Source organism: Pseudomonas sp. SWRI81, from assembly GCF_014268545.1.
Lineage (GTDB): Bacteria > Pseudomonadota > Gammaproteobacteria > Pseudomonadales > Pseudomonadaceae > Aquipseudomonas > Aquipseudomonas hamedanensis.
This window is the reverse complement of the sequence record NZ_JABWQS010000004.1, coordinates 102,671-128,700: the sequence shown is the minus strand read 5'-3', so window position 1 is coordinate 128,700 and position 26,030 is coordinate 102,671. Positions and strand designations below refer to the sequence as shown.

The 26,030-nt window shown below is 61.2% G+C and carries 21 protein-coding genes; 10 read left to right on the top strand and 11 right to left on the bottom strand.

Annotation, left to right across the window (positions count from 1 at the left end; translation table 11 throughout):
- The first annotated feature begins 7 nt into the window (after window positions 1–7).
- Complete coding sequence (locus tag HU765_RS04350; RefSeq protein ID WP_186619171.1) at window positions 8–3,652, top strand: transporter substrate-binding domain-containing protein; 3,645 nt, start codon at window positions 8–10, stop codon at window positions 3,650–3,652.
- A 48-nt stretch (window positions 3,653–3,700) separates the two neighbouring features.
- On the top strand, window positions 3,701–6,646 hold the full coding sequence (locus HU765_RS04345) for an HD domain-containing phosphohydrolase (protein ID WP_186619170.1): 2,946 nt from the start codon (window positions 3,701–3,703) through the stop codon (window positions 6,644–6,646).
- Here the strand turns inward: HU765_RS04345 and HU765_RS04340 are convergent, their stop codons facing one another.
- Window positions 6,647–7,129 carry a GAF domain-containing protein gene (locus tag HU765_RS04340; protein WP_186619169.1) on the bottom strand — a complete coding sequence of 161 codons (483 nt, stop codon included), beginning with the start codon at window positions 7,127–7,129 and terminating at the stop codon, window positions 6,647–6,649.
- Window positions 7,126–8,016 carry a DUF815 domain-containing protein gene (locus tag HU765_RS04335; protein WP_186619168.1) on the bottom strand — a complete coding sequence of 297 codons (891 nt, stop codon included), beginning with the start codon at window positions 8,014–8,016 and terminating at the stop codon, window positions 7,126–7,128. Before HU765_RS04335 ends, HU765_RS04340 begins: the two co-directional genes overlap by 4 nt.
- A 166-nt stretch (window positions 8,017–8,182) precedes the next feature.
- On the opposite strand from HU765_RS04335, the gene HU765_RS04330 reads away from it, so the two are divergent.
- Window positions 8,183–10,504 (top strand): response regulator, encoded by a 2,322-nt coding sequence (locus HU765_RS04330; RefSeq protein ID WP_186619167.1) that lies wholly within the window; start codon window positions 8,183–8,185, stop codon window positions 10,502–10,504.
- On the opposite strand, the gene HU765_RS04325 is transcribed toward HU765_RS04330, so the two are convergent.
- The 3 genes from HU765_RS04325 to msrB form a co-directional block, all read right to left on the bottom strand.
- Window positions 10,488–10,940: a MarR family transcriptional regulator gene (locus HU765_RS04325; RefSeq protein ID WP_186619166.1), complete on the bottom strand. Its 453-nt coding sequence runs from the start codon at window positions 10,938–10,940 to the stop codon at window positions 10,488–10,490. The genes HU765_RS04330 and HU765_RS04325 overlap by 17 nt on opposite strands.
- On the bottom strand, window positions 10,937–11,422 hold the full coding sequence (locus HU765_RS04320; RefSeq protein WP_186619165.1) for a glutathione peroxidase: 486 nt from the start codon (window positions 11,420–11,422) through the stop codon (window positions 10,937–10,939). Before HU765_RS04320 ends, HU765_RS04325 begins: the two co-directional genes overlap by 4 nt.
- A gap of 100 nt (window positions 11,423–11,522) precedes the next feature.
- A complete protein-coding gene (msrB, locus tag HU765_RS04315) occupies window positions 11,523–11,918 on the bottom strand; it encodes a peptide-methionine (R)-S-oxide reductase MsrB (protein WP_186619164.1) in 396 nt (131 codons plus the stop codon).
- A gap of 224 nt (window positions 11,919–12,142) precedes the next feature.
- Between msrB and HU765_RS04310 the strand changes: the two genes are divergently transcribed.
- Window positions 12,143–13,354, top strand: a complete 1,212-nt coding sequence (locus HU765_RS04310; protein WP_016770856.1) for a pyridoxal phosphate-dependent aminotransferase — start codon at window positions 12,143–12,145, stop codon at window positions 13,352–13,354.
- Between the two features lie 303 nt (window positions 13,355–13,657).
- Window positions 13,658–14,545 (top strand): protease HtpX, encoded by an 888-nt coding sequence (htpX, locus tag HU765_RS04305; RefSeq protein ID WP_186547105.1) that lies wholly within the window; start codon window positions 13,658–13,660, stop codon window positions 14,543–14,545.
- Between the two features lie 200 nt (window positions 14,546–14,745).
- On the opposite strand, the gene HU765_RS04300 is transcribed toward htpX, so the two are convergent.
- On the bottom strand, window positions 14,746–15,402 hold the full coding sequence (locus HU765_RS04300; protein WP_186619163.1) for a thiopurine S-methyltransferase: 657 nt from the start codon (window positions 15,400–15,402) through the stop codon (window positions 14,746–14,748).
- Between the two features lie 103 nt (window positions 15,403–15,505).
- On the opposite strand from HU765_RS04300, the gene HU765_RS04295 reads away from it, so the two are divergent.
- Window positions 15,506–16,273 (top strand): class III extradiol ring-cleavage dioxygenase, encoded by a 768-nt coding sequence (locus tag HU765_RS04295; RefSeq protein ID WP_186619162.1) that lies wholly within the window; start codon window positions 15,506–15,508, stop codon window positions 16,271–16,273.
- Between the two features lie 105 nt (window positions 16,274–16,378).
- Here HU765_RS04295 and HU765_RS04290 read toward each other — a convergent pair whose 3' ends face one another.
- The gene (locus HU765_RS04290) at window positions 16,379–18,052 is read right to left on the bottom strand and encodes a DEAD/DEAH box helicase (protein ID WP_186547102.1); all 1,674 of its coding nucleotides are present in this window, start codon (window positions 18,050–18,052) and stop codon (window positions 16,379–16,381) included.
- Window positions 18,053–18,472: 420 nt separating this feature from the next.
- Here HU765_RS04290 and HU765_RS04285 point away from each other — a divergent pair, with 420 nt between their 5' ends.
- On the top strand, window positions 18,473–19,264 hold the full coding sequence (locus HU765_RS04285) for a crotonase/enoyl-CoA hydratase family protein (protein ID WP_186619161.1): 792 nt from the start codon (window positions 18,473–18,475) through the stop codon (window positions 19,262–19,264).
- Window positions 19,265–19,375: 111 nt separating this feature from the next.
- Here HU765_RS04285 and HU765_RS04280 read toward each other — a convergent pair whose 3' ends face one another.
- Window positions 19,376–20,131, bottom strand: a complete 756-nt coding sequence (locus HU765_RS04280) for a spermidine synthase (RefSeq protein ID WP_186619160.1) — start codon at window positions 20,129–20,131, stop codon at window positions 19,376–19,378.
- A 151-nt stretch (window positions 20,132–20,282) separates the two neighbouring features.
- Here HU765_RS04280 and HU765_RS04275 point away from each other — a divergent pair, with 151 nt between their 5' ends.
- The gene (locus HU765_RS04275) at window positions 20,283–21,629 is read left to right on the top strand and encodes a 3-deoxy-7-phosphoheptulonate synthase class II (RefSeq protein ID WP_038861070.1); all 1,347 of its coding nucleotides are present in this window, start codon (window positions 20,283–20,285) and stop codon (window positions 21,627–21,629) included.
- A gap of 89 nt (window positions 21,630–21,718) precedes the next feature.
- Here HU765_RS04275 and HU765_RS04270 read toward each other — a convergent pair whose 3' ends face one another.
- Together HU765_RS04270 and HU765_RS04265 are read right to left on the bottom strand one after the other, a co-directional pair.
- Window positions 21,719–22,945: a winged helix-turn-helix domain-containing protein gene (locus HU765_RS04270; RefSeq protein WP_186619159.1), complete on the bottom strand. Its 1,227-nt coding sequence runs from the start codon at window positions 22,943–22,945 to the stop codon at window positions 21,719–21,721.
- A gap of 64 nt (window positions 22,946–23,009) precedes the next feature.
- A complete protein-coding gene (locus HU765_RS04265; protein WP_186547098.1) occupies window positions 23,010–23,231 on the bottom strand; it encodes a DUF1127 domain-containing protein in 222 nt (73 codons plus the stop codon).
- 97 nt (window positions 23,232–23,328) lie between these two features.
- On the opposite strand from HU765_RS04265, the gene HU765_RS04260 reads away from it, so the two are divergent.
- Window positions 23,329–24,183: a LysR substrate-binding domain-containing protein gene (locus HU765_RS04260; protein WP_186547174.1), complete on the top strand. Its 855-nt coding sequence runs from the start codon at window positions 23,329–23,331 to the stop codon at window positions 24,181–24,183.
- Here the strand turns inward: HU765_RS04260 and HU765_RS04255 are convergent.
- Window positions 24,173–24,922 (bottom strand): TSUP family transporter, encoded by a 750-nt coding sequence (locus HU765_RS04255; RefSeq protein WP_186619158.1) that lies wholly within the window; start codon window positions 24,920–24,922, stop codon window positions 24,173–24,175. The two genes, HU765_RS04260 and HU765_RS04255, sit on opposite strands and share 11 nt — an antisense overlap.
- Window positions 24,923–25,032: 110 nt before the next feature.
- Here HU765_RS04255 and HU765_RS04250 point away from each other — a divergent pair, with 110 nt between their 5' ends.
- A complete protein-coding gene (locus tag HU765_RS04250; protein WP_186619157.1) occupies window positions 25,033–25,989 on the top strand; it encodes a LysR family transcriptional regulator in 957 nt (318 codons plus the stop codon).
- Window positions 25,990–26,030 lie beyond the last annotated feature (41 nt).

The window sequence follows — 26,030 nt, the reverse complement described above, 5'->3', positions numbered from 1 at the left end:
ATCCCGCATGTTCAGCCGTTTGAAGGACTTCCTTATCGCGTTGTGTACAGGTCTGTGCCTGAATGCCGGCGTGTCCGCCATGCCCGCCGCTTCGCCGGACTACGCCTTGCTCAGCCGATCGGTAGTCGAGACGTTGCCCGTCACGTTCGAACAGTCCCAGCGGCACTGGCTGCAAGCGCGCGGCGAACTGATACTGGGCACCTCCGCGCCGGATTACCCGCCCTTTGACATGACCGCCAGCGGCAAGGATTACGAGGGTTTGACGGCCGACTACGCAGGGCTTGTCAGTCAGGCCACCGGATTGCCGGTGCGGGTAAAACGCTTCCCTTCCCGGGAGGCCGCGATTCGCGCCCTGGTCGATGGCCAGGTCGATCTGCTCGGCACCGCGAACGGCTACGAAGCGAGTAACGCCAATCTTGCGCTCTCGGTCCCCTATGCCATTGACCAACCCGTCCTCGTGACGCGCGAAGACGAAACCCGCCCGCTCAGCGAAGGCCTGGCGGGGTTGCGCCTGAGCATGGTCTATCACTATCTGCCGCTGCCCGAAGTCAAGGCGCTATACCCAAAAGCGCTCATTACCTGCTACCCCTCTTATCAGAATGCCCTTAATGCCGTGGCATTCGACCAGGCCGATGTCTTTCTCGGCGACACCCTGTCCACCCATTACATGATCAACAAGGGCTACCTCAACAACGTTCGCATGGCCAACTTCGGCAAGCAGGAGGCGCAGGGCTTCAGTTTCGCCGTGCGGCGCGACAACCCGCAACTGTTGAGCATTATCGATACCGTACTCAACGCCGTGCCGAGCGCCGAACGCGACAACATTGCCAAACGCTGGAACGCCGGCAGCGACCTGCTGCTTACCGACAAGAAACTGCAACTGACCCAACGCGAAGAACACTGGCTCAAGCAGCATCCGGTGGTCAGTGTGGTGGTGAACGAGGCATTCGCGCCGCTGACGTTCTTCGACAGCGATGGCAATTTTCGCGGCATCAGCGCCGACCTGCTCGAACTGATCCGGCTGCGCACCGGCCTGCGCTTCGACATCCGCCGCAGCCGTAACGACGCCGAAATGATCAAACAGATCGATAACCACCAAGTCGACCTGATTGCGGCGCTGCTGCCCACCCCCGAACGCGAGAAGACCCTCAACTTCAGCCGCCCGTATCTGGAAAACTCCTATGTTCTGTTGACCCGAAAGAGCGCCGACGGCCCGAGCAATCTGAATCAGCTCAAAGGCAGACAGGTGGCGATTGCCCAAGGCAATCCGATGGTCCAATACCTGCGCAGCGAGTACCCCGGCATTCGCCTGATCGAAACGCCCGATACGTTCAGTGCAGTCTCATTACTGGCGGAAAATCATGTCGACGGCGCCGTGAGTTCACTGGTGATTGCCAACTACTTCATTTCTTCACGGATCTTCGACCGGGCGTTGCAGATCACCACCACCATCGGCACCGGTCAGGCAGCGTTTTCGCTGGTGACGGCACGGGACAGCACGGAGCTGGCGTCGATCATCAACAAGGCGTTGCTGAGCATTGCCCCGGAAGAGCTGGGGGTGATCAACGGGCGCTGGCGCGGCTATTCCACTGCCTCGCAGAATATCTGGCAAAACTACCAACGCCTCTTTTACCAAGTCATCGCCGCGGCGTGCCTGATATTGCTGCTGTTACTGGTGTGGAACGCTTATATGCGACATCAGATCAAACAGCGCCAGGCAGCCGAGCGCGCCCTCAACGACCAACTGGAATTCATGCGTTCTCTGCTCAACGGTACGCCGCATCCGATCTACGTACGTGATCGCGAAGGACTATTACAGAGCTGTAACGACAGCTACCTCGAAGCATTCAACGCCAGACGCGAAGACGTCATCGGCAAAACCGTCGTTCAGGGCAGTCTGAGCAACGCGTTCGAAGCCCAGGCCTTCCATGCCGATTATCAACGAGTCGTCACCGAGGGCACCCCGCTGCTGCTCGACCGTCCGCTGCATATCGGCAACCGGCGGCTGACGATCTATCACTGGATACTGCCCTACCGCGACTCCAGCGGCGAGGTCAAAGGCATTATCGGTGGCTGGATCGACATCAGCGAACGCCGCCAGTTGTGCGAGGACTTGCGCGCAGCCAAGGAACAGGCCGATGAGGCCAATCGGGCGAAAAGCACCTTCCTGGCAACCATGAGCCATGAAATCCGCACACCGATGAATGCCGTGATCGGCATGCTCGAACTGACGCTGCGGCGCATGGACCCACACCATCCGGATCGTGCCTCGATCGACACGGCCTATCAGTCGGCCAAGGATCTGCTGGGCTTGATCGGCGACATTCTCGACATTGCTCGCATCGAGTCCGGTCGCCTGAGTCTTTGCCCTGAATGGGTGAACCTTGGCGATACGGTGAAATCCGTTGCAAGAATCTTCGACGGGCTCGCCCGCCAGAAAAATCTTGCCTTGCAAGTCGTCTTCAACCCGCCGGACGTTGCCGTGGATGTGCAGATTGACCCACTGCGCTTCAAGCAAGTGCTGTCCAATCTTGTCAGCAATGCCATCAAATTTACCGATCACGGACACATCAGGATCACCCTGGACCTGATGAGTTCGAACACCCCCGGCCGCGCCCTGATGCAACTTAGCGTCCAGGACAGCGGCATCGGCATCAGTGCCGAAGACCAGCAACGTTTGTTCGAGCCTTTCGCCCAGGCAGAAAACGGCAATCGTCAGGCGAAGAGCGGTGCCGGGCTGGGGCTGGTCATCAGTCGCAACCTCTGCGAAATGATGGGCGGACAGTTGCAACTGAGCAGCCAGCCCGGCATCGGCACGCAAGTCTGCGTGTCCCTGCCACTGGACACCGCGCCGGCGCAGATCATTGCACCCCGAACCGAGTCGGCGATCACGCCCGCGACGACGCCCCTGAGCGTACTGGTGGTGGACGACCATCCGGCAAACCGCTTGTTGATGTGCCAGCAGCTGGAATTCCTCGGCCACCGTTTCAGCATTGCCGAAGACGGCTGCAGCGGCCTCGAACTGTGGAAAAACGGCCAGTTCGATCTGGTGATTGTCGACTGCAACATGCCCTTGATGAACGGCTACGAGCTGACCCGCGCAATTCGTCAACAAGAGCTGCAGACACGCAGCCCGCCCTGCACCGTGCTGGGATTCACAGCGAACGCCCAACCCGAGGAAATACAACGCTGCAAGCAGGCCGGCATGAACGACTGTCTGTTCAAGCCATTGAGCCTGAGCCTGCTCAGCCAGTGGGTCGACGGCATCACGCCAACCGCAACGGCGCCGGTATTCAGCCTGGAGAATCTGCGCATGCTCACCGGCGGCAATCCTGCGCAGACGCGACGAATGCTGGTGGAGTTGCTCAAAAGCAGTCGTCTCGACCGCGAAGAGCTGCTCGCACTGTCACCGCAGCATGATCGCGACGCGCTTGCCGTGGTCGCCCACAAGATCAAGGGGGCGGCGCGCATTGCCCAGGCCACACGCCTGATCGAATGTTGCGATGCGCTTGAACACGCCTGCATGCAAGGGTTGGCGACTGACGAGGTCGCCCGTCGAAGCGAGGCAAGCAATCAGGCGATGCTGCAACTGGAGCAGGCCCTGCAGGCGCAATTGGCGGCATTTGACCAAAGCACAATGTGCCGGCCTTAACTATGCTTGAACGCTGAGCAGTGAGTTAAACGTCATGGAGTGTCTGAAATGCCCAGCCCACTGCGCCCGGAGCAACGCCGGTTACCGCTGCACGTGCACATCAGCGTCATGTTCACGTTTTTGCTGTTGCTGACGGGCGTGGTGCTGGGGCTGTTCAATTACCACCAGACCACTAAGATCATCCTGTCGAGCAGCGAAAAACTGTTCACCCGTATCGAGCAGGATGTACGCCTCGATCTACAGGCAACGTATCAACCGATACGCCACCTGTTGAGCCTGCTCGCCGAGAACCCGGCGACTCAGGCCGAGCGCCTCGACCAACGCCTGCCACTGCTCAGGCCGTTCAGCCAATCACTCACCGACAATCCGGATCTGGCCTCTTTGTATCTGGGTTATGCCAACGGCGACTTCTTCATGGTCCGCCCGCTGCGCAGCGCCGCCCTGAAATCCTTGCTCAAGGCCCCGGAAGCGGCGACTTACCAGGTCTGGAGCATCGAGCATGGCCCGCAGGGCGAAGTGCATTCGCAATCGTTGTTCTTCGATCAGGCGCTGGCGCCGATCAGTCGCCGGGACAATCCGCAAGACCGCTACGACCCGCGCGAGCGAGCCTGGTTCACCGACGCCCGTCAGCAGACCGGGCAGATCACCACCGAGCCCTATGTGTTTTTCTCCACCCATACGGTGGGAACCACCCTGGGCCGGCGCAGCGGCAAAAACGCCGTCATCGGCGCCGACCTGACACTGGCCGCGCTGTCGGCAACGCTGGATAAACATCGCGTCACCCCATCGACCGAAGTCGCCTTGTTCGATGCCGACGGCAATGCCGTGGCCTACCCCGACAGCAGCCGCTTGATCGTTGACGACCGCACCGCGCGCCTGGCCCGGGTGACCGATCTGAGCCCGGCGCTGCACGCATTGCTGACCGGCAAGCCCCATGGCATGCGCCTGCACGCCGATGGCCGGCATTGGATTGTCGCCCGCAGCCATATTCAGGAGGGCGGACCGAAAGGCTTGCAGTTGGCGCTGCTGGTGCCGGAAGACGAGTTGCTGATCGATGCCTACCGGATGCGCTGGCAGGGCGCGCTGATCACCCTCGCCACCTTGCTGTTATGCCTGCCACTGGGTTGGGTGATTTCGCGGATTCTGGTCAAGCCGTTGCACGCCCTGGTCAAGGAAGCCGACGCCATTCGCAGTTTCGACTTTAATTTCCCGCTGGCCCGGCGTTCGCCAGTGCTTGAAGTCGACCAGTTGAGCCTGTCGATGGCGCGGATGAAAGACACCTTGGGAAGTTTCTTTCGCATCACCGACAGCTTGTGCGCCGAGACCCGGTTCGCCCCTTTGCTGCAACGGGTCCTCTTCGAAACCGTGCAGATCGCTCAGGCGCAGGCAGGCCTGATCTACCTGCGCGAAAATGATGGCAATCGCATGGAGCCTTACGGGCTGGTGATCGAGGGGGCGCCGCAAGCGCTGGAGGCGTTCGAAGTCGAGGGTCACGACTTGCACAAGAACAACGGCCCGGCATGGTTCGAGCAATTGGTCAGCGCCAATAACGTCGTCAGCCACCTGGGTTTCGATCAGGCCGGTGATCTGCAGAAAATCCTGCTGGCCATGGCAGCCCCGAGAGTCCATCTGATCGGCATCCGTCTGCACAACCGCCACAACGAAACCATTGGCCTGCTGGTGTTGCTGGTGGAAGACAGTGGCAGCGCGGCCGATCTGGAAAAGCTGCGGCCTGATCGCATCGCCTTCCTCCAGGCGGTTTCCGGCGCTGCCGCCGTGAGCATTGAAAGCCAACGCCTGCAAGCCAGACAGAAGCAATTGCTCGACGCGTTTATCCAATTGCTCGCCGGGGCCATCGACGCAAAAAGCCCCTACACCGGCGGCCACTGTCAGCGCGTGCCGGAGCTGACCCTGATGCTTGCCCAGGCGGCGGCCGCCAGCCACGATCCCGCCTTCAACGCGTACCGGCCGAGCGAGGATGAATGGGAAGCCTTGCACATCGCCGCCTGGCTGCACGATTGCGGCAAGGTCACGACCCCGGAATACGTAGTCGACAAGGCCACCAAACTGGAAACCATCAACGACCGCATCCACGAGATCCGCACGCGTTTCGAAGTGCTCAAGCGCGATGCCTGGATCAGCTATTGGCAAGCGCTGGCGACGGGCGGTGACGAGGCAGCACTGGCATGCCTGCGCGATGCCTCGCTGATGGCGCTGGACGACGACTTTGCCTTTGTCGCGCGCTGTAACCTGGGCAGCGAGGCCATGGCCGAAGCGGATTTGCAGCGCCTTGGCGAACTGGCCCAGCGTACCTGGACGCGCACCCTGGACGACCGCCTCGGTGTGTCATGGGAAGAAAACCAGCGTCAGACGCGTACGTCTGCGCCGGTGCTTCCGGTCACGGAAAAGCTGTTGGCGGACAAACCCGAGCACCTGGTCGAGCGCGACCCAAGTGAGCTGATCCCCGAAGACAATCCCTGGGGTTTCAAGCTCGATGTGCCCCGCTACAAATACAATCGTGGCGAACTGTACAACCTGAGCATCGCCCGCGGCACGCTGACCCGCGAGGAGCGCTACATCATCAATCACCACATGGTGCAGACCATCATGATGCTCAGCCACTTGCCCTTCCCCGGGCATCTGGAGAGCATTGCCGAGATCGCCGGCGGCCATCACGAAAAAATGGACGGCACCGGTTACCCCAAACGCTTGAAGCGCGAAGACATGAGCCTGCCGGCCCGGATGATGGCGATTGCCGACATTTTCGAGGCGCTGACGGCCGCCGATCGGCCCTACAAGAAAGCCAAGTCTTTGAGCGAGGCCCTGGGCATCATGGCCACCATGTGCCGCGAGGCCCATATCGACGCCGACTTGTTTGGCCTGTTCATCAACGAGGGGGTGTACATGGCCTACGCCACGCGTTTTCTCGATCCGCAACAAATCGATGCCGTGGATCCGGCCAGCCTGTTGCACAAGGCTGGCCTCACGGCGTGATCAGCAATCGGTCAGACGCAGGAAGATCGCTGCCAAATGTTCGATTCCGGCCTGGTCGTCGACACCAAAACGGGCGAGCTTCGGGCTGTCCAGATCGAGAACGCCGATCAGCCGACCGTCCTTGACCAACGGCACCACCAGTTCGCTGTTCGAGGCACTGTCGCAGGCAATATGACCGGGGAAGGCATGCACGTCCTCAACGCGTTGGGTCTGTCGACTGGCCGCTGCCGCGCCACACACACCGCGGCCGAACGGAATCCGCACACAGGCAATCTGCCCCTGGAACGGACCGAGCACCAGCTCGTCGTTGCGATTGAGATAAAAACCGGCCCAGTTCAGATCGTCGAGCTGGTTGAACAGGAACGCCGAAAACTGCGCGGCATTGGCGATAAAATCGCGCTCGTCCGCCAGCAGCGATTCCAGTTGTGCGGCCAACATGCCGTAGCCTTCGAGGCCCTGGCCGCTTTGTTGCAAATCAATCATGCCTTCTGCTCCAACAATTTCAGTCCCACCCAATATCGGGCGAATTGGTACGCGCAACGTCCGTTACGATTACCGCGGCCGGTGGCCCAGCGCACCGCAAGGATGTCCAGCGCTTCGTCGCGCTGCCAGCTCAAGCCGGCCCTGGCGGCCAACTGGCCGATCCAGTGTTCGACGACGTTGAGAAAATGCTCTTGGGTAAACGGGTAGAACGACAGCCACAGGCCGAAGCGGTCCGACAGCGCGATCTTGTCTTCCACCGCTTCGCTGGGGTGCAGTTCACCGTCGACGCGTTTCCAGTTTTCGTTATCGCTTTCTTTCTCGGGCACCAGGTGCCGGCGGTTGGACGTTGCGTACAGCAAGACGTTGTCCGGCGCCTGCTCCAGCGAGCCGTCGAGCACGCTTTTGAGGACGCGGTAGTCGCCTTCGCCGGACTCGAACGACAGGTCATCGCAAAACAGCACGAAACGCTGCGGCAGCTTGGCGATCTGCTCGACCACGCGCGGCAAATCGGCGAGATGATCGCGCTCGATCTCGATCAGGCGCAGGCCGGCCCCGGCGTGTTCAGCGAGCAGCGCGCGTACCAGCGAAGACTTGCCGGTGCCGCGCGAGCCCCACAGCAAGGCGTGGTTGGCCGGCATGCCGTCAAGGAACTGTTGAGTGTTGCGGCCGAGTTGCTCCAGTTGGCGATCGACGCCGATCAGGTCCGACAGGCGCATGTCGAGGCTGACTTCAAGCGGCAGCAAGTAACCGCTGCGCCCGTCACGCTGCCAGCGCGCCGCCAGGCACGTGTGCCAGTCAATGACGGGACGCGGGGCCGGCAACAGGGGTTCGATTCGCGCCAGAACCGACTCGGCGCGTTCAAGAAAAGCATTCAATCGGGAATCCACGTCTTTTCCTCGGGCAGGTTCACAGTGATGATGACGATCCAGCGCCGACACACAGACCCCAATCCCCGCCTCGAGCCTTGTTACAAGGCGATTCGGGAACCTCGGTATCCATACATGATCGACTATGCTTGAGCAGCGAAGGGAAACGGAAGTGGTTCAACACCCCATGGATATCAAATTCACCCACCGGCTGTCGTACAAGCAAGCCAGGCTTACCGTGCTGGTCGGGTTCATTCTGGGCACGCTGCTCAGCCTGCTGCAAATCGGTATCGATTATGCCAGCGAAGACGCGTCCATCAACCGGGAAATCCTCTCGTTGCTGGAAATCAGCCACAATCCGGCGTCACGCATTGCCTATAACATTGACGCCGAACTCGCCCAGGAACTCACCCTGGGCCTGCTGCGCTCGCCCGCGATCATTTCTGCACAGCTGACCGACAACAACGGCACGGTACTGGCCAACGTCAAACGACCGGAGCTGCAGAGCGGTTACCGGATGATCAGCGACTTTCTGTTCGGCGCCAAACGCCAGTTCGAAGACCGCTTGTACCTCGACCACTTGCCCAACGAGTCCCTCGGTGTCTTGAGCCTGGAAGTTGACACCTATGCCTTCGGCAGCCGCTTCCTGCGGCGGGCCGAAGTCACTTTGCTCAACGGTTTCGCCCGCAGCCTGCTCCTGACCGGGATTCTGCTGGCGCTGTTTTATGTGATGCTGACCAAACCGCTGGTACGGGTGATTCGGGAACTCAGCGGCCGCGATCCGCGCGCCGCGGTGCCGACCATTCTGGAATGCCCGGCCGGGCACAGCAATGATGAAATCGGTGTCCTGGTCAAAGTCGCCAACCAGCAGTTCGAGAATATCGCGACCGAGATCCAGCAACGGCGCAATGCCGAAAACCGCTTGACCGACTACCTCGGTCAACTGGAAAACATCGTCTCGGCGCGCACCGCCGAACTCAAGGCGATCAACGCCCGGCTCAGTCAATCCAACGAGGAACTGGAAATCGCCCGCGGCACCGCGCTGGAAATGGCCGAAGCGCGCTCGGCATTCCTCGCCAACATGAGCCACGAGATCCGCACACCGCTCAATGGCCTGCTGGGCATGATTGCACTGTCGCTCGACGGCCCGCTGAACGCCGAACAGCAGCAACAGCTGTCGATCGCGCACGACTCCGGCAAGGTGCTGGTGGAGCTGCTCAACGATATTCTCGACCTGTCGAAGTTCGACGCCGGGCAACTGGAGCTTGAACATATTCCGTTCGACCTCGGCGCCCTGATCGAAGACACCGCCAACCTGTTGTCGCAGAATGCCGCCCCCAGTGTCGAATTGAGCTGTCTGATCGATCCGCACTTTCCGGCGCTGGTGCTGGGCGATCCGACCCGGGTTCGCCAGATCGTCAGCAATCTGTTGTCCAACGCGCTGAAATTCACCCGGTTCGGCCGGGTGGACGTGCGCCTGAGCACTTACCAGGAGGGCGTGCGCATCGAAGTCTGCGACACCGGCATCGGCATCGCCCAGGAAGCCCAGGTGAAAATTTTCCAGCCCTTCACCCAGGCCGGAGCCGGGATCACTCGCCAGTACGGCGGCACCGGACTGGGCCTGGCGTTGACCTACAACCTCTGCGAAGCCATGCAGGGGCGCCTGACCATCAGTTCGGAGACCGGTTTCGGCAGTCAGTTCTGCGCCGAGCTGCCGCTGCCCTGCCACACCCGGGCGTTGGCTCCTGCCCCGCTGCAGGGAAAAGTCCTGGCAATCACCGCGGCCAGCAGCGGCCTGGCCGAGTTGTTGAAGAGTTTGCTGCCGGTGTGGGGCCTCGAATATGAACAACGCACCATCGATGACTCGTTGCTGGGCCTCAAGCCTGACGTGCTGATCACTGATTGCCCGGAGTGCCTGTTCGGGCTGCGACCGACCATCGTCGCACCGATTCTACTGGTGACCGCCTACGGCAGTTTCCTGCCCAGCGAAGAGGCGGCCGCCCTCGCCCCGTTGCAGCAACAGGCACGACCGCTGGCGCGCAATGCGCTTTATCAGAATTTGCGTCGGACCCTGCAGCCAGACACCGCCACGACCGACGATGCGCGCCTCGAGGCGGCGCCCAGCGCGCGCCGCGCACGGGTCTTGCTGGTCGAAGACAACCCGGTCAATCAATTGGTGGCCAAGGGCATGCTGGGCAAGCTCGGCTGCGAGGTGGTGGTGGCCGCCCATGGTGTCGAGGCGCTGGATCAACTGGAAGTCCAGGCATTCGATCTGGTGTTGATGGACTGCAACATGCCGGTGATGGATGGCTACGAAGCCAGCCGGCAGATTCGTCAAAGCGGGCGCTGGCCGAACCTGCCGATTGTCGCCCTGACCGCCAACGCCATGTCCGAGGAGCGCGAGCGCTGCCGGGCCGCGGGCATGAGCGACTATCTGGCGAAGCCGTTTCGCCGCGAAGAACTGGCAGCGCTGCTCGATCAGTGGATTGCGGCTACGCCAGCGCCTTGATCTGTCCCAACAAGTGATCGAGGCCGTCGCGCAAATCATTGAGGCGGTCCAGATCGACACCGCTGTCACACAGCAGCCGGGCCTTCAACGGTCCGACCTGCGCACGCAACGCCTGTCCGGCAGCGGTCAGGCTCAAATGCACTTCGCGCTCATCGAGGGCCGAGCGCTGGCGCTGCACCAGGTGCAACTGCTCCAGACGCTTGAGCAAGGGCGTCAGCGTGCCGGAGTCCAGCGCCAGACGCTCGCCAAGGGCCTTGACCGTCGGTTGCTCCGGGGCGGTCTCCTGCCACTCCCACAACACCAGCATCGCCAGATACTGCGGGTACGTCAGACCAAGCTGATCGAGCATCGGCTTGTAGGCGCGAATCACCGCGCGGGACGCGGCGTACAGCTTGAAGCACAGCTGGCTGTCGAGCTTCAGCGAATCGACGCTCATTTGAGCAGGGCTTCGATCTCGTGGCTCAGGTCCTGCGGCTTGGTCGCCGGGGCGAAACGCTTGACCACCTGGCCGTCCTTGCCGATCAGGAATTTGGTGAAGTTCCACTTGATGCCCTGGGAACCAAGTACGCCCGGGGCGCGCTTCTTCAATTGCGCGAACAACGGATGAGCGCCGGCACCGTTGACCTCGACCTTTTTGAACAGAGGGAAACTGACGCCGAAATTCAGCTCGCAGAATTCGCTGATCGCGCCCTCGTTACCCGGTTCCTGCTTGCCGAACTGATTGCAGGGAAAGCCCAAAACCACCAGCCCTTGATCCTTGTAGGTTTGCCACAACGCTTCGAGGCCTTTGTACTGCGGGGTGAAACCGCATTTGCTCGCGGTGTTGACCACCAGCACCGCTTTGCCAGCGAAATCGGCCAGGGTCTTCTGCTCACCCTTGATGGTGATGCAAGGGATGTTCAGCAAGTTGTCGCTCATGGGGCGGGCTCCGCAAGAAATGGGAAAGACCAAACATAGCGAGCAATTAAATTGTGTGCAATTTAATTATCCGAAAGGCGACACCCTGTCGCCTTGTCCCTTACTCGCGCGGCTCGAGATTCAGGCACACCGAGTTGATGCAATAACGCAGGCCGGTTGGCGGCGGGCCGTCCGGGAACACATGGCCCAGATGCGCATCGCAGCGCGCGCATTTCACTTCAGTGCGGATCATGCCGTGGCTGGTATCGCGGATTTCGGTCATCGCGCTTGCGCCGATCGGCTGATAGAAGCTCGGCCAGCCGCAGCCGGAATCGAACTTGGTCGTGGAGTCGAACAGCGGCTCATTGCAGCAGACGCAGTGGTAGACACCGTCGGTTTTGGTGTCGTTGTATTTGCCCGAAAACGGTCGCTCGGTCGCGCTCAGACGGCAGACGTTGTACTGCTCGGGGTCGAGCATGGCTTTCCATTCTTCCAGGGGTTTTTGCAACTTTTCCATCATCACACCTCAGCGGCTGAAAAAGCCCGATCTGTACCTTTTCCACGGATCGGGCGGCACGTATGATTGCGCCTCGTCACGCACCAGTCTGGCAGTCAGACCGGGCGCATTCAAACGGATTATGGGAGCCACGGCTCAAGACGTCCGCCTGTGTGAAAACACAGGAATCCCAGCACGGTTGTCCATTCGCCGTCTGGATCGTTCATTTTCGGGATCACATCGCCATGCAGTTCAGCAAATCGAACAAGCTCGCCAACGTCTGCTACGACATTCGCGGTCCGGTGCTCAAGCACGCCAAACGACTGGAAGAGGAAGGCCAGCGCATCCTCAAGCTGAACATCGGCAACCCGGCACCGTTCGGTTTCGAAGCGCCTGATGAAATCCTTCAGGATGTGATCCGCAACCTGCCGACCGCACAAGGCTACAGCGATTCCAAAGGTCTGTTCAGCGCGCGCAAGGCGGTGATGCAGTACTACCAGCAGAAGCAGGTCGAAGGTGTCGGCATCGAAGACATCTACCTGGGCAACGGCGTGTCCGAACTGATCGTGATGTCGTTGCAGGCGCTGCTCAACAACGGCGACGAAGTGCTGGTGCCGGCGCCTGACTATCCGCTGTGGACGGCGGCCGTCAGCCTGGCCGGCGGCAACGCCGTGCATTACCTGTGCGACGAAGGCGCCGACTGGTTCCCGGACCTGGCCGACATCAAGGCCAAGATCACCCCGAACACCAAGGCTATGGTGATCATCAACCCGAACAACCCGACGGGTGCGGTGTATTCGAAGGAAGTGCTGCTGGGCATGCTGGAAATCGCCCGTGCGCATAACCTGGTGGTGTTCTCCGACGAGATCTACGACAAGATCCTTTACGACGATGCCGTGCACATCTGCACCGCGTCCCTGGCGCCGGACCTGCTGTGCCTGACCTTCAACGGCCTGTCCAAATCCTACCGCGTGGCCGGCTTCCGTTCCGGCTGGATCGCTATCTCGGGGCCGAAACACAATGCCCAGAGCTACATCGAAGGCATCGACATGCTGGCCAACATGCGCCTGTGCGCCAACGTGCCGAGCCAGCACGCCATCCAGACCGCGCTGGGCGGTTACCAGAGCATCAACGATCTGGTGCTGCCACAGGGCCGTCTGCTGGAACAGCGCAACCGCACCTGGGAGCTGCTCAACGATATTCCGGGGGTAAGCTGCGTCAAGCCGATGGGCGCGCTGTATGCCTTCCCGAAAATCGACCCGAAAGTCTGCCCGATCCACAATGACGAGAAATTCGTCCTCGATCTGCTGCTTTCCGAGAAGCTGCTGGTGGTGCAAGGCACGGCGTTCAACTGGCCATGGCCGGACCACTTCCGCGTGGTCACCCTGCCCCGCGTCGACGACCTGGAAATGGCCATCGGCCGTATCGGCAATTTCCTCAAATCCTACCGCCAGTAGCTCGCAGTCAGTGCGCAACGGCAGAACGTTGCGCACTGTCTGATTCAGCAACACTTCTACATTCCGCACGTGTGCATGCCTTCTACACTTGCGGTTCAGCCCCGTTTAGCGCACACAACACAATGGCGACGGGGCGCAACTGGCTGCGGTTCATGCCTTAATCTGCCGTGCGAGCTGTGCTGTACACCGAAGAATCAGCTGTAGGACACAGTTTGAAATAGTCACTCAGTTGAATAGCCCGTGGCAGCACCTTATATACCCCGCAGTACGCTACATCTTTAGCTTGAGGAGATTTCTACAACCATGATGCGCATCCTGCTGTTTTTGGCCACTAACCTGGCGGTCGTGCTGATAGCCAGCATCACCCTGAGCCTGTTCGGCTTCAACGGGTTCATGGCGGCCAACGGGGTCGACCTCGACCTCAGTCAGCTGCTGGTATTCTGTGCGGTCTTTGGTTTTGCCGGTTCCCTGTTCTCGCTGTTCATCTCCAAGTGGATGGCGAAGATGAGCACCGGTACCCAGATCATCAGCCAGCCACGCACTCGGCATGAGCAATGGCTGCTGCAAACCGTCGAGCAATTGTCCCGCGAAGCCGGGATCAAGATGCCCGAAGTCGGTATTTTCCCGGCCTACGAGGCGAATGCCTTCGCCACCGGCTGGAACAAGAACGATGCACTCGTTGCCGTCAGCCAGGGCCTGCTGGAGCGCTTTTCGCCTGATGAAGTGAAAGCTGTTCTGGCCCACGAGATCGGCCACGTCGCCAATGGTGACATGGTCACGCTGGCGCTGATTCAGGGCGTGGTGAACACCTTCGTGATGTTTTTCGCACGGATCATCGGCAACTTCGTCGACAAGGTGATCTTCAAGAACGAAGAAGGCCAGGGCATCGCCTACTATGTGGCAACCATCTTCGCCGAACTGGTACTGGGCATCCTCGCCAGCGCCATCGTCATGTGGTTCTCGCGCAAACGCGAATTCCGTGCCGACGAAGCCGGCGCACGCCTGGCCGGGACCAGCGCGATGATCGGCGCCCTGCAACGCCTGCGCGCCGAACAGGGCATGCCGGTGCACATGCCGGACACCCTGAACGCGTTTGGCATCAATGGCGGCATCAAGCAGGGCTTCGCCCGCATGTTCATGAGCCACCCGCCACTGGAAGAGCGTATTGACGCGTTGCGTCGTCGCGGTTGACTGCATCGGTGTAAAAACGAAGGCCTGCAGTGATGCGGGCCTTTTTGCGTTTTCCTGGATGTTTTTCGGCGCCTGATATGGCCTCATCGCGAGCAGGCTCACTCCTACAGGATTTGTGGTATTCACGTAATCCTTGATCCACCAGAAATCAATGTAGGAGTGAGCCTGCTCGCGATGAGGCCGGAACTGCCTGCACAGAACTAACGGCTGGAAAGCCGGTAAACCCGCTCCACCAACGACGTCACCCCCGCATCGGAAAACCTCGGGCTCTCGGCCAACACATCCTGCTGCGCAAGCCTCTGCACCTGCCAGCCCTGACTGAACAACCGCTGCACCTCTTGATCATCCACCGCAAACGGTGGCCCGGGCATTTGCGCCTGAGGGTAATCGAGGGTAATCAACAACCCCTGCACGCCGGGCGCGAGGATTTGCTGGAGATGCGCCGCATAACGTTCACGCATCGGCGCCGGCAAGGCGATCAACGCGGCGCGGTCGTACAACGCCGTGCAGCCTGCAGCATCCTGGGCCGTCAGCGCGAAGAAATCCCCGCACCACAGTTCGATGGCATCACTGCGGTAAACCTTGAAAGCGCCCTCTTCGCTGATCTGCGGTTCGATACGATGCTCGTCGAAAAAACCCTCAACGGCCCTATCCGACAGCTCCACGCCAAGCACCTGATGGCCCTGACCCGCCAGCCACAGCAGGTCCAGGCTTTTCCCGCACAGCGGCACCAGCACACGCGCCGATGGCGTCAGCGCCATCTGCGGCCAATAGCGCTGCAAGTACGGATTCGCTTCAGGTTGATGAAAGCCGATCTGGTTTGAAGCCCATTTCTCGTGCCAAAAGTCAGCCTGCATGTATCCCTCCCGGAAAACCGATGATAAAGCGTTAAAACTTATATTAGATTCATATGAACGATCTGACTGAAGATGGAGCATCTTAACGCTCAGGAACCCTCGCATGTTTCCCAGCCTGTTTATCTCCCATGGTTCACCGATGCTGGCGCTGGAACCCGGCGCCAGTGGCCCGGCATTGACGCGACTGGCCGCCGAACTGCCGCGCCCCAACGCCATCGTCATCGTCTCGGCACACTGGGAAAGCCAGGAACTGCTGGTCGCCAGCCACCCGCAACCGGATACCTGGCACGACTTCGGCGGTTTTCCCCGCGCGCTGTTTGAAGTGCAGTATCCGGCGCCGGGCAATCCGCAGTTGGCGGCCGATGTGGCCGACTTGCTGACAGCGAACGACCTGCCAGCGCGCCTCGATCCGCAACGTCCGTTCGACCATGGCGTGTGGGTGCCCCTGTCGCTGATGTACCCGCAGGCGGATGTTCCGGTGGTGCAAGTCTCGCTGCCGAGTCGCGGCGGGCCGGCATTGCAGACGCGGGTTGGCCGTGCGCTGGCGAGCCTGCGTGAACAGGGCATCCTGATCATCGGCTCCGGCAGCATTACCCACAACCTGCGAGAACTGGACTGGCATGCCGGCCCGGAAAGCATCGAGCCGTGGGCGCGGGATTTCCGTGACTGGATGATAGACAAGCTTACGGCCGACGATGAAGCGGCGCTGCATGACTATCGCCAGCAGGCGCCGAATGCGCTGCGCAGTCACCCGAGTGATGAGCATTTGTTGCCGTTGTACTTTGCGCGCGGTGCCGGTGGGATATTCAGCGTGGCGCATCAGGGCTTTACGATGGGTGCGCTGGGTATGGATATTTATCGCTTCGGTTGAAGCATTCGCGAGCAGGCTCGCTCCCACAGAAGCCAAAAAAAGGCAAAAAAAATCCCCGAACCAGTCGGGGATTTTTTATGTGCGATCAATCAGCCCGAGGGCGGATCAATCTTCGCGGTAGCGACGCAGCTTGAGCTGCTTACCGGCCACGCGAGTGTCCTTCAGCTTGGTCAGGAGTTTCTCCAGACCTTCTTCCGGCAGCTCGACGAGGCTGAAGCTGTCACGCACCTGGATGCGACCGATCGCTTCACGGGCCAGACCGCCTTCGTTGAGGATGGCGCCCAGCAGGTTTTTCGCAGCGATACCGTCACGCGCACCCAGCGCGGTACGGCAACGAGCACGGCCTTCGCCCAGCGGCATTGGCGCGCGACGCTCGCGGTCACCACGGTCAGGACGATCGCCGGAACGCTCAGGACGGTCGCCACGCGGTGCGTTGTTCGGCACCAGTGGACGTTCCTTCTCGATCGCTGCCAAGGTCAGCGCTTGACCGTTGGTAGCCTTGCGCAGCAGCGCTGCGGCCAGTGCACGCGGGGTGCAACCGATGTCGGCGGTCAGGCGATCGAGCAGATCACCGTGGGTCGATTCTGCATCGGCAACCAGCGGCGACAGGCTGTTGGTCAGTTTCTTGATGCGCGCATCGAGCACTGCCTGAGCATCCGGCAGACGCACTTCGGCAACCTTCTGACCGGTCACACGCTCGATCACTTGCAGCATGCGGCGCTCACGTGGCGTGACCAGCAGCAGTGCGCGACCTTCGCGACCGGCACGGCCGGTACGGCCGATACGGTGCACGTAGGATTCCGGATCGTACGGCATGTCAACGTTGAATACGTGAGTGATGCGCGGAACGTCCAGACCGCGAGCAGCAACGTCGGTCGCCACAACGATGTCCAGACGGCCATCTTTCAGCGAATCGATAACGCGCTCACGCTGGTTCTGGGCGATGTCACCGTTCAACGCGGCGGCTTTGTAGCCTTTGGCGTCGAGGGCGCTGGCCAGATCCAGGGTCGCTTGCTTGGTGCGCACGAACATGATCAGTGCATCGAAGTCTTCGACTTCCAGCAGGCTGAGCACGGCCGAGGTTTTCTGGTCAGCGTGAACCAACAGGTGAGCCTGTTCGATCGCGGTAACGGTCTGGGTCTTGGTCTGGATCTTGACGTGTTGCGGATCGCGCAAGTGGCGTTCGGCAATGGCGCGGATCGACTGCGGCAGGGTCGCCGAGAACAAAACGGTCTGACGGGTCGCTGGCAGAGCCTTGAAGATGACTTCCAGGTCATCCATGAAGCCCAGCTTCAACATTTCGTCAGCTTCGTCGAGAACCAGATGGTTCACGGTCGACAGGACTTTCTCGTCGCGACGCAGGTGGTCACACAGACGACCCGGGGTGGCGACAACGATCTGTGCGCCATTACGGATTGCCTTGAGTTGCGGGCCCATCGGCGCGCCGCCGTAAACGGCCACGACAGTAACGCCTGGCATTTGCTTGGCGTAGGTTTCAAAAGCGGTTGCTACTTGCAGCGCCAACTCTCGGGTTGGCGCCAGGATCAGGGCTTGCGGTTCGCGCTTGGCAGGATCGATGCAGTGCAGAATAGGCAGTGCGAACGCGGCGGTTTTACCGGTACCGGTTTGCGCCTGGCCAATCATGTCCTGGCCGGCCATGATGATCGGGATCGATTGCTGCTGAATCGCCGAAGGCTCTTCGTAGCCGGTCGCTGCGACGGCTGCAAGAATATTCGGATTAAGATTAAAAGCGGCGAATCCGCCGGTTTCCTGGGTCATGGGTCTGCCTCTAAGTGCATCCGCAAAGACCCATGCTCCAAAGCTGCGCATGCCGTGTTGAGACTCAAGAGTCGCCCTGGCAGCTTTGTCGGCGGGGATTTGCGAAAACGAATGAATGAAGATGGATCGTCAAGGAAGAGCCCGCAATGCGGACGTGCAGCCGAAGCTGACTTCGGGAAATTGCGCTACCTAAACGCGGCCCGGTTAAAGGCCGGCGCGCACTATACCGGATTTCGCCCAACAAGGGAGCTTTTTTTATCGCCGCAATCCGTGTGTCACCGCTGTGTAACGGGGTTTTGCGGATAATCGCGCAACGGTCTATTTTGCAAAGGCCCGTCCCTGCGGGCGATCACGCTTAAACGGTTCACCGACCTGCGGCAAAGCGCCGCGCACCTGCCCTTCGCGTTCGAGGATTTCGCCATGAATCAGCCCTGCGCCGGCCGCGTCAGCCGAGAACGTCGTGGTCACGTGCACCTGATCGGCCTCGATCGGGCGGCCAAGCGCAACGCCTTCGACCTTGATCTGCTCAATGACCTGAGCCTGGCTTACGGCGAGTTCGAAGCCGACCGCGAAGCGCGGGTGGCCGTGGTGTTTGGCCACGGCGAGCACTTTACCGCCGGCCTCGATCTGGTCAACGCCAGTGCCGCTCTGGCCGAAGGCTGGCAGGTTCCGACCGGCGGTTGCGATCCGTGGGGCGTTTTCGTCGGGCCACGGGTGAGCAAACCGGTGATCATCGCGGCGCAGGGCTATTGCCTGACCATCGGCATCGAGTTGATGCTGGCCGCTGATATCAACCTGTGTGCGAGCAACACCCGCTTCGCGCAAATGGAAGTGCAGCGTGGGATCTTTCCGTTTGGTGGCGCGACGTTACGTTTCCAGCAGATCGCCGGCTGGGGCAATGCGATGCGCTGGCTGCTCACCGGTGATGAGTTTGATGCGCATGACGCGTTGCACCTGGGCCTGGTGCAGGAAGTGATGGCCAGTGAAGACCTGATGCCGCGAGCCATTGAACTGGCTGAGCGGATCGCCCGACAGGCGCCGTTGGGGGTGCAGGCGACGTTGCTGTCGGCACGGCAGGCGCGGTATGAGGGTGAGACGGCGGCAGCGCAGGGGTTGCCGGTGTTGGTGAAGAGGTTGTTGGCGACCGAAGATGCCCGGGAGGGGGTGCGGTCGTTGGTGGAGCGGCGGCCTGGGGTTTTCAAAGGCGTTTGAGAAGTTTGGCGCCTACCAAGGCGCCATCGCGAGCAGGCTCACTCCTACATTTGGAACGCAATCCCCTGTAGGAGTGAGCCTGCTCGCGATAGGGCCGGCACGGCCCTCGTTTCAGGTCGCCGGGCGAATCGCCTTGATCAACGACTGCAACGAATACCCCAACCGCGGCGCCAGCGCCCCGGCCCGTTGGGTCAGCGCCTGCATGTCCAGGTCCTGATCGAGATCCGCCGGTACGATCAGAATCACGTTGCCCTCCTTCACCGGCAGCTCCCAGTAATGCCGGTGGTAGAGCCCGCGCAACAACGCCGCGCCCAGCGGCTTGCCGTCGTCGGTGGCCCACTGATTGATCACCAGCCAGCCGCCCGGATTCAGGCGTTTCTGGCAGTCGCCGAGGAAACTCCACGCCAGATGCCCGACACCCGGGCCGACATCGGTATACAGGTCGACGAAAATCAGGTCCGCCGGCTCGGCGCTCGGCAGCAACTCGAGGGCATCGCCGACGCGGATGTACAGCCGCGGATCGTCATCCAGCCCCAGGTATTCGATCGCCAGGCGCGGTACGTCGGGCCGCAGTTCGATGGCTTCGACGTCTTCCAGCGGGAGAAACTTCAGGCACGCCTGGGTCAGCGTGCCGGCGCCCAGGCCAAGAAACAGCGCACTCTCCGGCTGCTCATGGCACAGCGCGCCAATCAGCATCGCGCGGGTGTAGTCGTACTCCAGCCAGCTCGGATCAGCGGTAAACACGCAGCTCTGCTCGATCGCATCGCCAAATTCAAGAAACCGGTAATCGGCCACTTCCAGCACACGAATCACGCCGAACTCGTCCTGTACTTCGGCGAGCAGATGCTCGACGCGCTCCTCAGTCATTTCGTCTCCTGATGGTCACCGGGCGCGGTGACGCGATGGCACCGCTATGGCGCCGTGGCAAAGCGCCGATTGTCGGCGAAGGGGTGGCAGCAGGTCACGCACTAATTGCTGCTAACATGGCGTTCCCCTGCGTATGAACTTCGAGACCGTGATGAGCCAACCGTGGAGCCCTGACAGCTGGCGCGCTTTGCCGATCCAGCAACAACCGCAATACCCCGACGCCGCGCACCTGCGCCAGGTCGAGCAGACCCTGGCCAGCTATCCGCCGCTGGTGTTCGCTGGCGAGGCGCGCGAGCTGCGCCGTCAGTTCGCCGAAGTGACTCAGGGCCGGGCGTTCCTGCTGCAGGGCGGCGATTGCGCAGAAAGCTTTGCCGAATTCTCTGCGGCGAAAATTCGTGACACGTTCAAAGTGCTGCTGCAAATGGCGATTGTCATGACCTTCGCCGCCGGCTGCCCGGTGGTCAAGGTCGGACGCATGGCCGGTCAGTTCGCCAAGCCGCGCTCGGCCAATGACGAGACCATCGGCGGCGTGACGCTGCCGGCCTACCGTGGCGACATCGTCAATGGCATCGGCTTCGACGAGAAAAGCCGCGTGCCGGACCCGGAACGGCTGTTGCAGTCCTATCACCAGTCCACCGCAACCCTGAACCTGCTGCGCGCCTTCGCCCAGGGCGGCTTTGCCGATCTGCATCAGGTGCACAAGTGGAACCTGGACTTCATCGCCAACTCGGCGCTTGCCGAGAAATACAGCCACCTCGCCGACCGCATCGATGAAACCCTGGCGTTCATGCGCGCCTGCGGCATGGACAGTTCGCCGCAACTGCGCGAAACCAGTTTTTTCACCGCTCACGAGGCGCTGCTGCTGAACTACGAAGAAGCCTTCGTGCGCCGCGACAGCCTGACCAACGATTACTACGATTGCTCGGCGCACATGTTGTGGATCGGCGACCGCACCCGTCAGCTCGACGGCGCCCACGTTGAGTTCCTGCGCGGGGTGAACAACCCGATCGGCGTCAAGGTCGGCCCGAGCATGAACCCTGACGACCTGATTCGTCTGATCGACGTGCTCAACCCGGACAACGACCCGGGCCGACTTAACCTGATCGCGCGGATGGGCGCGAACAAGGTCGGCGACCACCTGCCGGCGCTGATCCGCGCAGTGCAGCGCGAAGGCAAACAAGTGCTGTGGAGTTCCGACCCGATGCACGGCAATACGATCAAGGCCAGCAGCGGCTACAAGACCCGCGACTTTGCGCAGATCCTCGGTGAGGTAAAACAGTTCTTCCAGGTGCACGAAGCGGAAGGCAGTTACGCTGGCGGCATTCATATCGAGATGACCGGGCAGAACGTCACCGAGTGCATCGGCGGCGCGCGGCCGATTACCGAAGATGGCTTGTCGGACCGTTATCACACCCACTGTGATCCACGGATGAATGCCGATCAGTCGCTGGAGCTGGCGTTTTTGATTGCCGAGACCTTGAAGCAGGTTCGGCGCTAGACCGAGTCGCCCCCTTCGCGAGCAGGCTCACTCCTACACTTGGAATGCGTTTCCCCTGTAGGAGTGAGCCTGCTCGCGATGAGGCCGTTTCAGCTTCCATCAACCTGCGCCAATGCCACCCGCAACCGAGCCGCACTCTCGCGCTGACAATTCAACTGCACGCGCGCCAACCCCAACCAATCGGCCATTCGCCGTAAATTCAAGGCCAGCGCCAGCATCCCCGCCTCGTCCAGTCCCGGCGCCTCTTCGTGCACCGCATGCACCGCCAACTGCCCCGCCGCTCGCTCGGCACGCAGGTCAACGCGCGCGGCAATTCGCTCGTTGTGCAAAAACGGCAACACGTAATAGCCATAAACCCGTTTGTGCTGCGGCGTATAAATCTCCAGCCGATAGCGAAAATCGAACAGACGCTCGGTTCGGCTGCGCTCCCAGATCAACGAATCGAACGGCGACAGCAGCGCGCTCGCCGAAACTTTACGCGGTATCTTCGGCGCCGGCAGGCAATAGGCGATCTGCCGCCAACCGGCAACTTCGCAGGTGTGCAACTGACCAGCCTCCACCAGTTCCGCCAGGCGCGGGCGCGCATCCGCAGGATTCAGGCGGAAATAATCACGCAGGTCTTTCTCCGTAGCGACGCCCAACGCTTGCGCCGCGTGCAGCAGCAAACCACGCTGGGCCTGGGCCTCGTCAGGCATCGGCTGTTGAAGCATTGCTGCGGGAAACACTCGCTCGGGTAAGTCGTACAAACGCTCAAAACCACGCCGCCCCGCCACCGTCACTTCGCCGGTTGCGAACAACCATTCCAGCGCAAGTTTTTCCACACTCCAGTCCCACCATGGCCCCGCCTTGTCCTGGCGGGTCGACAGACTGCCGGCGCCCAACGCGCCCTGCTCTTGAACCGCGCCCAGCACCCGGCGAATGACGTCCTGGCGCTCGCGACCGAACGTTGCCAACTGCCGATAGATGTCCTCGCCACGCCTGGCGCGCTGCATGCGCCAGCGCATCAGCGGATACATCGACAACGGCAGCAACGAGGCTTCATGTCCCCAATATTCGAAAATCGTACGCCGACGGCCCGAGCTCCAGGCAGCCTGGTCGAGCAGATCCGAAGAATACGTACCGAGACGAGAGAACAGCGGCAGGTAGTGCGAGCGCACCACGGCGTTGACGGAGTCGATTTGCAGCAGGCCCAGCCGTTCGATCAGCCGGTTGAGGTGCGCAGCGTTGACGGTTGGCGGCTGGCGCCCGTTGAATCCTTGGGCGGCCAGCGCCAGACGTCGCGCCTGTTTGAGGGATAAGGCCAGTGTCGCGGGCATGAGCATCTCCTTGTCTGCTCGCAACCTACCTCAGCCGAAAGTGGTTTGTGTAGCGTTCGCTTGATCATTTATGCATCGGGTCGTCCCAGAACGGCCGCACCGACTCGTGCTCGACATCGGCACGACTGACGCCGATGTCCTTCAGCGCTTCGTCGCTGAGACTGGCCAGCAATTCACGTTCGCGGTGCAATTCGTACCAGCGGCTAAACTTGTGCAGCAGGTCGGAAACAATATGGCCGTGGCCGGCATGTTCTACATCGCCTGGATACTCTCTTTGACCTTTCATCGTGTTGCCTCCTTTTGTGGATGGCTCAAGTCTCGCGCTGGCGCTAAGATCAATCCAACGAATGTTTCTGATGGCATGCATCACGGAGATTCATCAATTGTCGGCCTACCCCAGTATCGATACCGATGTCCTGCGCACCTTTGTCGCCATTGCCGATCAAGGCGGGTTCACCCGCGCCGGCGAGATGGTCAACCGCACGCAATCGGCGGTGAGCATGCAAATGAAGCGGCTGGAAGAAGACGTATTGCAGCGCCAGCTGTTTGAGCGCGACGGCCGCCAGGTGCGGCTGACTGCCGAGGGCCAGGTGTTGCTCGGCTATGCGCGGCGCATCCTCAAGTTGCACAGCGAGGTGTTCAACACTTTGCGCGAGCCGCACATGGTCGGCACCGTCCGGATCGGCACGCCGGACGATTACGTGATGCGCTTTCTGCCGGGGATCCTGTCGCGGTTCGCGCAGTTCTATCCGCTGATCCAGATCGAGGTGCATTGCGAGTCGAGCAAGCAGTTGTTGCAACGCACCGATCTGGATTTGTCGATCGTCACCCGCGAGCCGGGCAACGAGCTTGGACAGCTATTGCGCAAGGAGCGGTTTGTCTGGGCCGAAGCACAAAATTTCAGCGCGCACGAGCAGACGCCGCTGCCGCTGGCGATGTTCAACAGTGATTGCTTTTGCCGCTTGTGGGCGTGTAACGCACTGGATGCGATGGGCCGCGATTACCGCATCGCCTACAATAGCAGCAGTTTGTCGGCGCTGATGGCCGTGGTCAGCGCGGGTCTGGCGATCACCGCGCAACTGGAGAGCCTGATCACCCCGGACATGCGCATTCTCGGTGCCGACGAAGGCCTGCCGTTGTTGCCGGAAGCCAGCATCATGCTGATCCGCAACCTCAACAATCCGTCGCCGATCACCGAATGCCTGGCCGAGCACATCGTCGAAGGCTTCAAACTTTAAACGCGAGCATCACCGCACACAGCACCAGAAAACCGCAGAACAGCCCCCGCAGCAGTTTTTCCGGCAAGGCGTGGGCGACTTTCACGCCCCAACTGATGCTGGCCAGACCGCCGATGGCCAAAGGCAAGCCGATCATCCAGTCGACTTCGTGGTGCACCGCGTACGTGACCAGGGTCACGCCGGTGCTTGGCAATGCCAGCGCCAGCGACAGACCTTGCGCCACCACTTGCGTGGTGCCGAACAGGCTGGTCAACACAGGCGTGGCCACCACAGCGCCGCCGACGCCGAACAACCCGCCCATGGTCCCGGACGCTGCGCCAAGCACGCCGAGCCACGGCCAGGAATAGCGCATCTCGGCGCTCGGCGCGGGTCGCCGGCCGAACATTTTCAGCAGGTTGTAAGCCGACAGCGCCACCAGAAACGCGACAAAGCCGATGCGCATGGTTTGCGCATCGATGCCCACCGCCCAGATCGAACCGAGCCAGGCAAAGCAAAAGCCCATCGCCGCCAACGGCAGCGCATGACGCAGTTCGATGCGATTGCGTTGGTGATAGCGCCACAGCGCCAGCATCACGTTCGGCACCACCATCACCAGCGCGGTGCCTTGGGCGATCTGTTGATCCAGTCCGAACCACACGCCGAGCAAGGGAATGGCGATCAAGCCACCGCCGATGCCGAAGATGCCGCCCAAGGTGCCCAGGGCGGCGCCAAACAACAGGTACAACAAAAGCTCCATCACAACCGTCATCCTCAAGCGTCAAGTGAGCAATGCTACGCAGTCGCGCCTAGCGGGGAAACGCACAGCAACGCACAATGGCTATGCCGATTTTGCACAAGCGTGTTTTTCTGATGAATCCCAACCAATTGACCGACCAGCTCGGCTTGTTCCTTGATGTATTGGAGAGCGGCAGCTTTTCGGCCGCTTCGCGTCGCCATCCGCTGACGCCTTCCGCCGTGGCGCGGCGCATCGACAGCCTGGAAAGTGCGGTGGGTAGCCAGTTGTTCGTGCGCAGCACTCATGCCGTACTCCCGACCTCGGCCGGCATGGCGTTTGCCGAACGAGCGCGACGGATCATCGCCGAGCTGCAACTGGCACGCGCCGAAGCCGTGTCCCTGAGCAGCGCACCTGAAGGGCTGATCCGCATCGACGCACCCGCGGCCTTCGGACGTCGGCACCTGGCGCCAGTGATTGCCGATTTTCTTTTGCTCTACCCCGGACTCGACGTGCAGATGCACCTGATCGACAGCTTCATCGACATGGCCGGCGCCAATCTGGGCAAGGTCGACCTGGTGCTGCGTGCCGGCCAACTGGCCGACACCCGATTGGTCGCGACACCGCTGGCGAGCATGGTCCGTGTCGCCTGCGCCAGTCCCGACTATCTGAAGCGCCGTGGCGTGCCCAATCACCCTGCGCAGTTGAGCGAACACGACGGTCTGGACTGGGAAGGCCTTGCGCCGCCCTTCGCCTGGAAGTTCGAGGTGGACGGGCAGATGCAGTTGCATCGTCCGTCGCGCATACGCCTGAGCGCCAACAATGCCGAGGCCCTGGCGTGTGGCGCGGCGGCGGGACTGGGCGTCGCACACCTGCCAACCTGGCTGGCCAGCGAATACCTGCTGCGCGGCGAGTTGCTGCCGCTGTTTTGTGAACACGGCCTGCCGCCGCCGGAGTCCACCGGCATTTATGCGCTGCGGATGGAACAGCAGATTCATTCGCGCAGTCGGTTGTTGCTGGAGTACCTGAAAACCCGCTTCAGCCCGGTGCCGCCTTGGGACCTGGCTTTGCAACGGCAATTCGCTCGACACTGACCCGGGTATATTTATCTGGCGCATTAAAGATTCGAGCGCTA

Bases quoted from the DNA above. Each gene is read 5' to 3' on its own strand.
- HU765_RS04350 (WP_186619171.1), top strand. From the start codon at position 8: ATGTTCAGCCGTTTGAAGGACTTCCTTATCGCGTTGTGTACAGGTCTG.
- HU765_RS04345 (WP_186619170.1), top strand. From the start codon at position 3,701: ATGCCCAGCCCACTGCGCCCGGAGCAACGCCGGTTACCGCTGCACGTG.
- HU765_RS04340 (WP_186619169.1), bottom strand. From the start codon at position 7,129: ATGATTGATTTGCAACAAAGCGGCCAGGGCCTCGAAGGCTACGGCATG.
- HU765_RS04330 (WP_186619167.1), top strand. From the start codon at position 8,183: ATGGATATCAAATTCACCCACCGGCTGTCGTACAAGCAAGCCAGGCTT.
- HU765_RS04325 (WP_186619166.1), bottom strand. From the start codon at position 10,940: ATGAGCGTCGATTCGCTGAAGCTCGACAGCCAGCTGTGCTTCAAGCTG.
- HU765_RS04320 (WP_186619165.1), bottom strand. From the start codon at position 11,422: ATGAGCGACAACTTGCTGAACATCCCTTGCATCACCATCAAGGGTGAG.
- msrB (WP_186619164.1), bottom strand. From the start codon at position 11,918: ATGGAAAAGTTGCAAAAACCCCTGGAAGAATGGAAAGCCATGCTCGAC.
- HU765_RS04310 (WP_016770856.1), top strand. From the start codon at position 12,143: ATGCAGTTCAGCAAATCGAACAAGCTCGCCAACGTCTGCTACGACATT.
- htpX (WP_186547105.1), top strand. From the start codon at position 13,658: ATGATGCGCATCCTGCTGTTTTTGGCCACTAACCTGGCGGTCGTGCTG.
- HU765_RS04300 (WP_186619163.1), bottom strand. From the start codon at position 15,402: ATGCAGGCTGACTTTTGGCACGAGAAATGGGCTTCAAACCAGATCGGC.
- HU765_RS04295 (WP_186619162.1), top strand. From the start codon at position 15,506: ATGTTTCCCAGCCTGTTTATCTCCCATGGTTCACCGATGCTGGCGCTG.
- HU765_RS04290 (WP_186547102.1), bottom strand. From the start codon at position 18,052: ATGACCCAGGAAACCGGCGGATTCGCCGCTTTTAATCTTAATCCGAAT.
- HU765_RS04285 (WP_186619161.1), top strand. From the start codon at position 18,473: ATGAATCAGCCCTGCGCCGGCCGCGTCAGCCGAGAACGTCGTGGTCAC.
- HU765_RS04280 (WP_186619160.1), bottom strand. From the start codon at position 20,131: ATGACTGAGGAGCGCGTCGAGCATCTGCTCGCCGAAGTACAGGACGAG.
- HU765_RS04275 (WP_038861070.1), top strand. From the start codon at position 20,283: ATGAGCCAACCGTGGAGCCCTGACAGCTGGCGCGCTTTGCCGATCCAG.
- HU765_RS04270 (WP_186619159.1), bottom strand. From the start codon at position 22,945: ATGCCCGCGACACTGGCCTTATCCCTCAAACAGGCGCGACGTCTGGCG.
- HU765_RS04265 (WP_186547098.1), bottom strand. From the start codon at position 23,231: ATGAAAGGTCAAAGAGAGTATCCAGGCGATGTAGAACATGCCGGCCAC.
- HU765_RS04250 (WP_186619157.1), top strand. From the start codon at position 25,033: ATGAATCCCAACCAATTGACCGACCAGCTCGGCTTGTTCCTTGATGTA.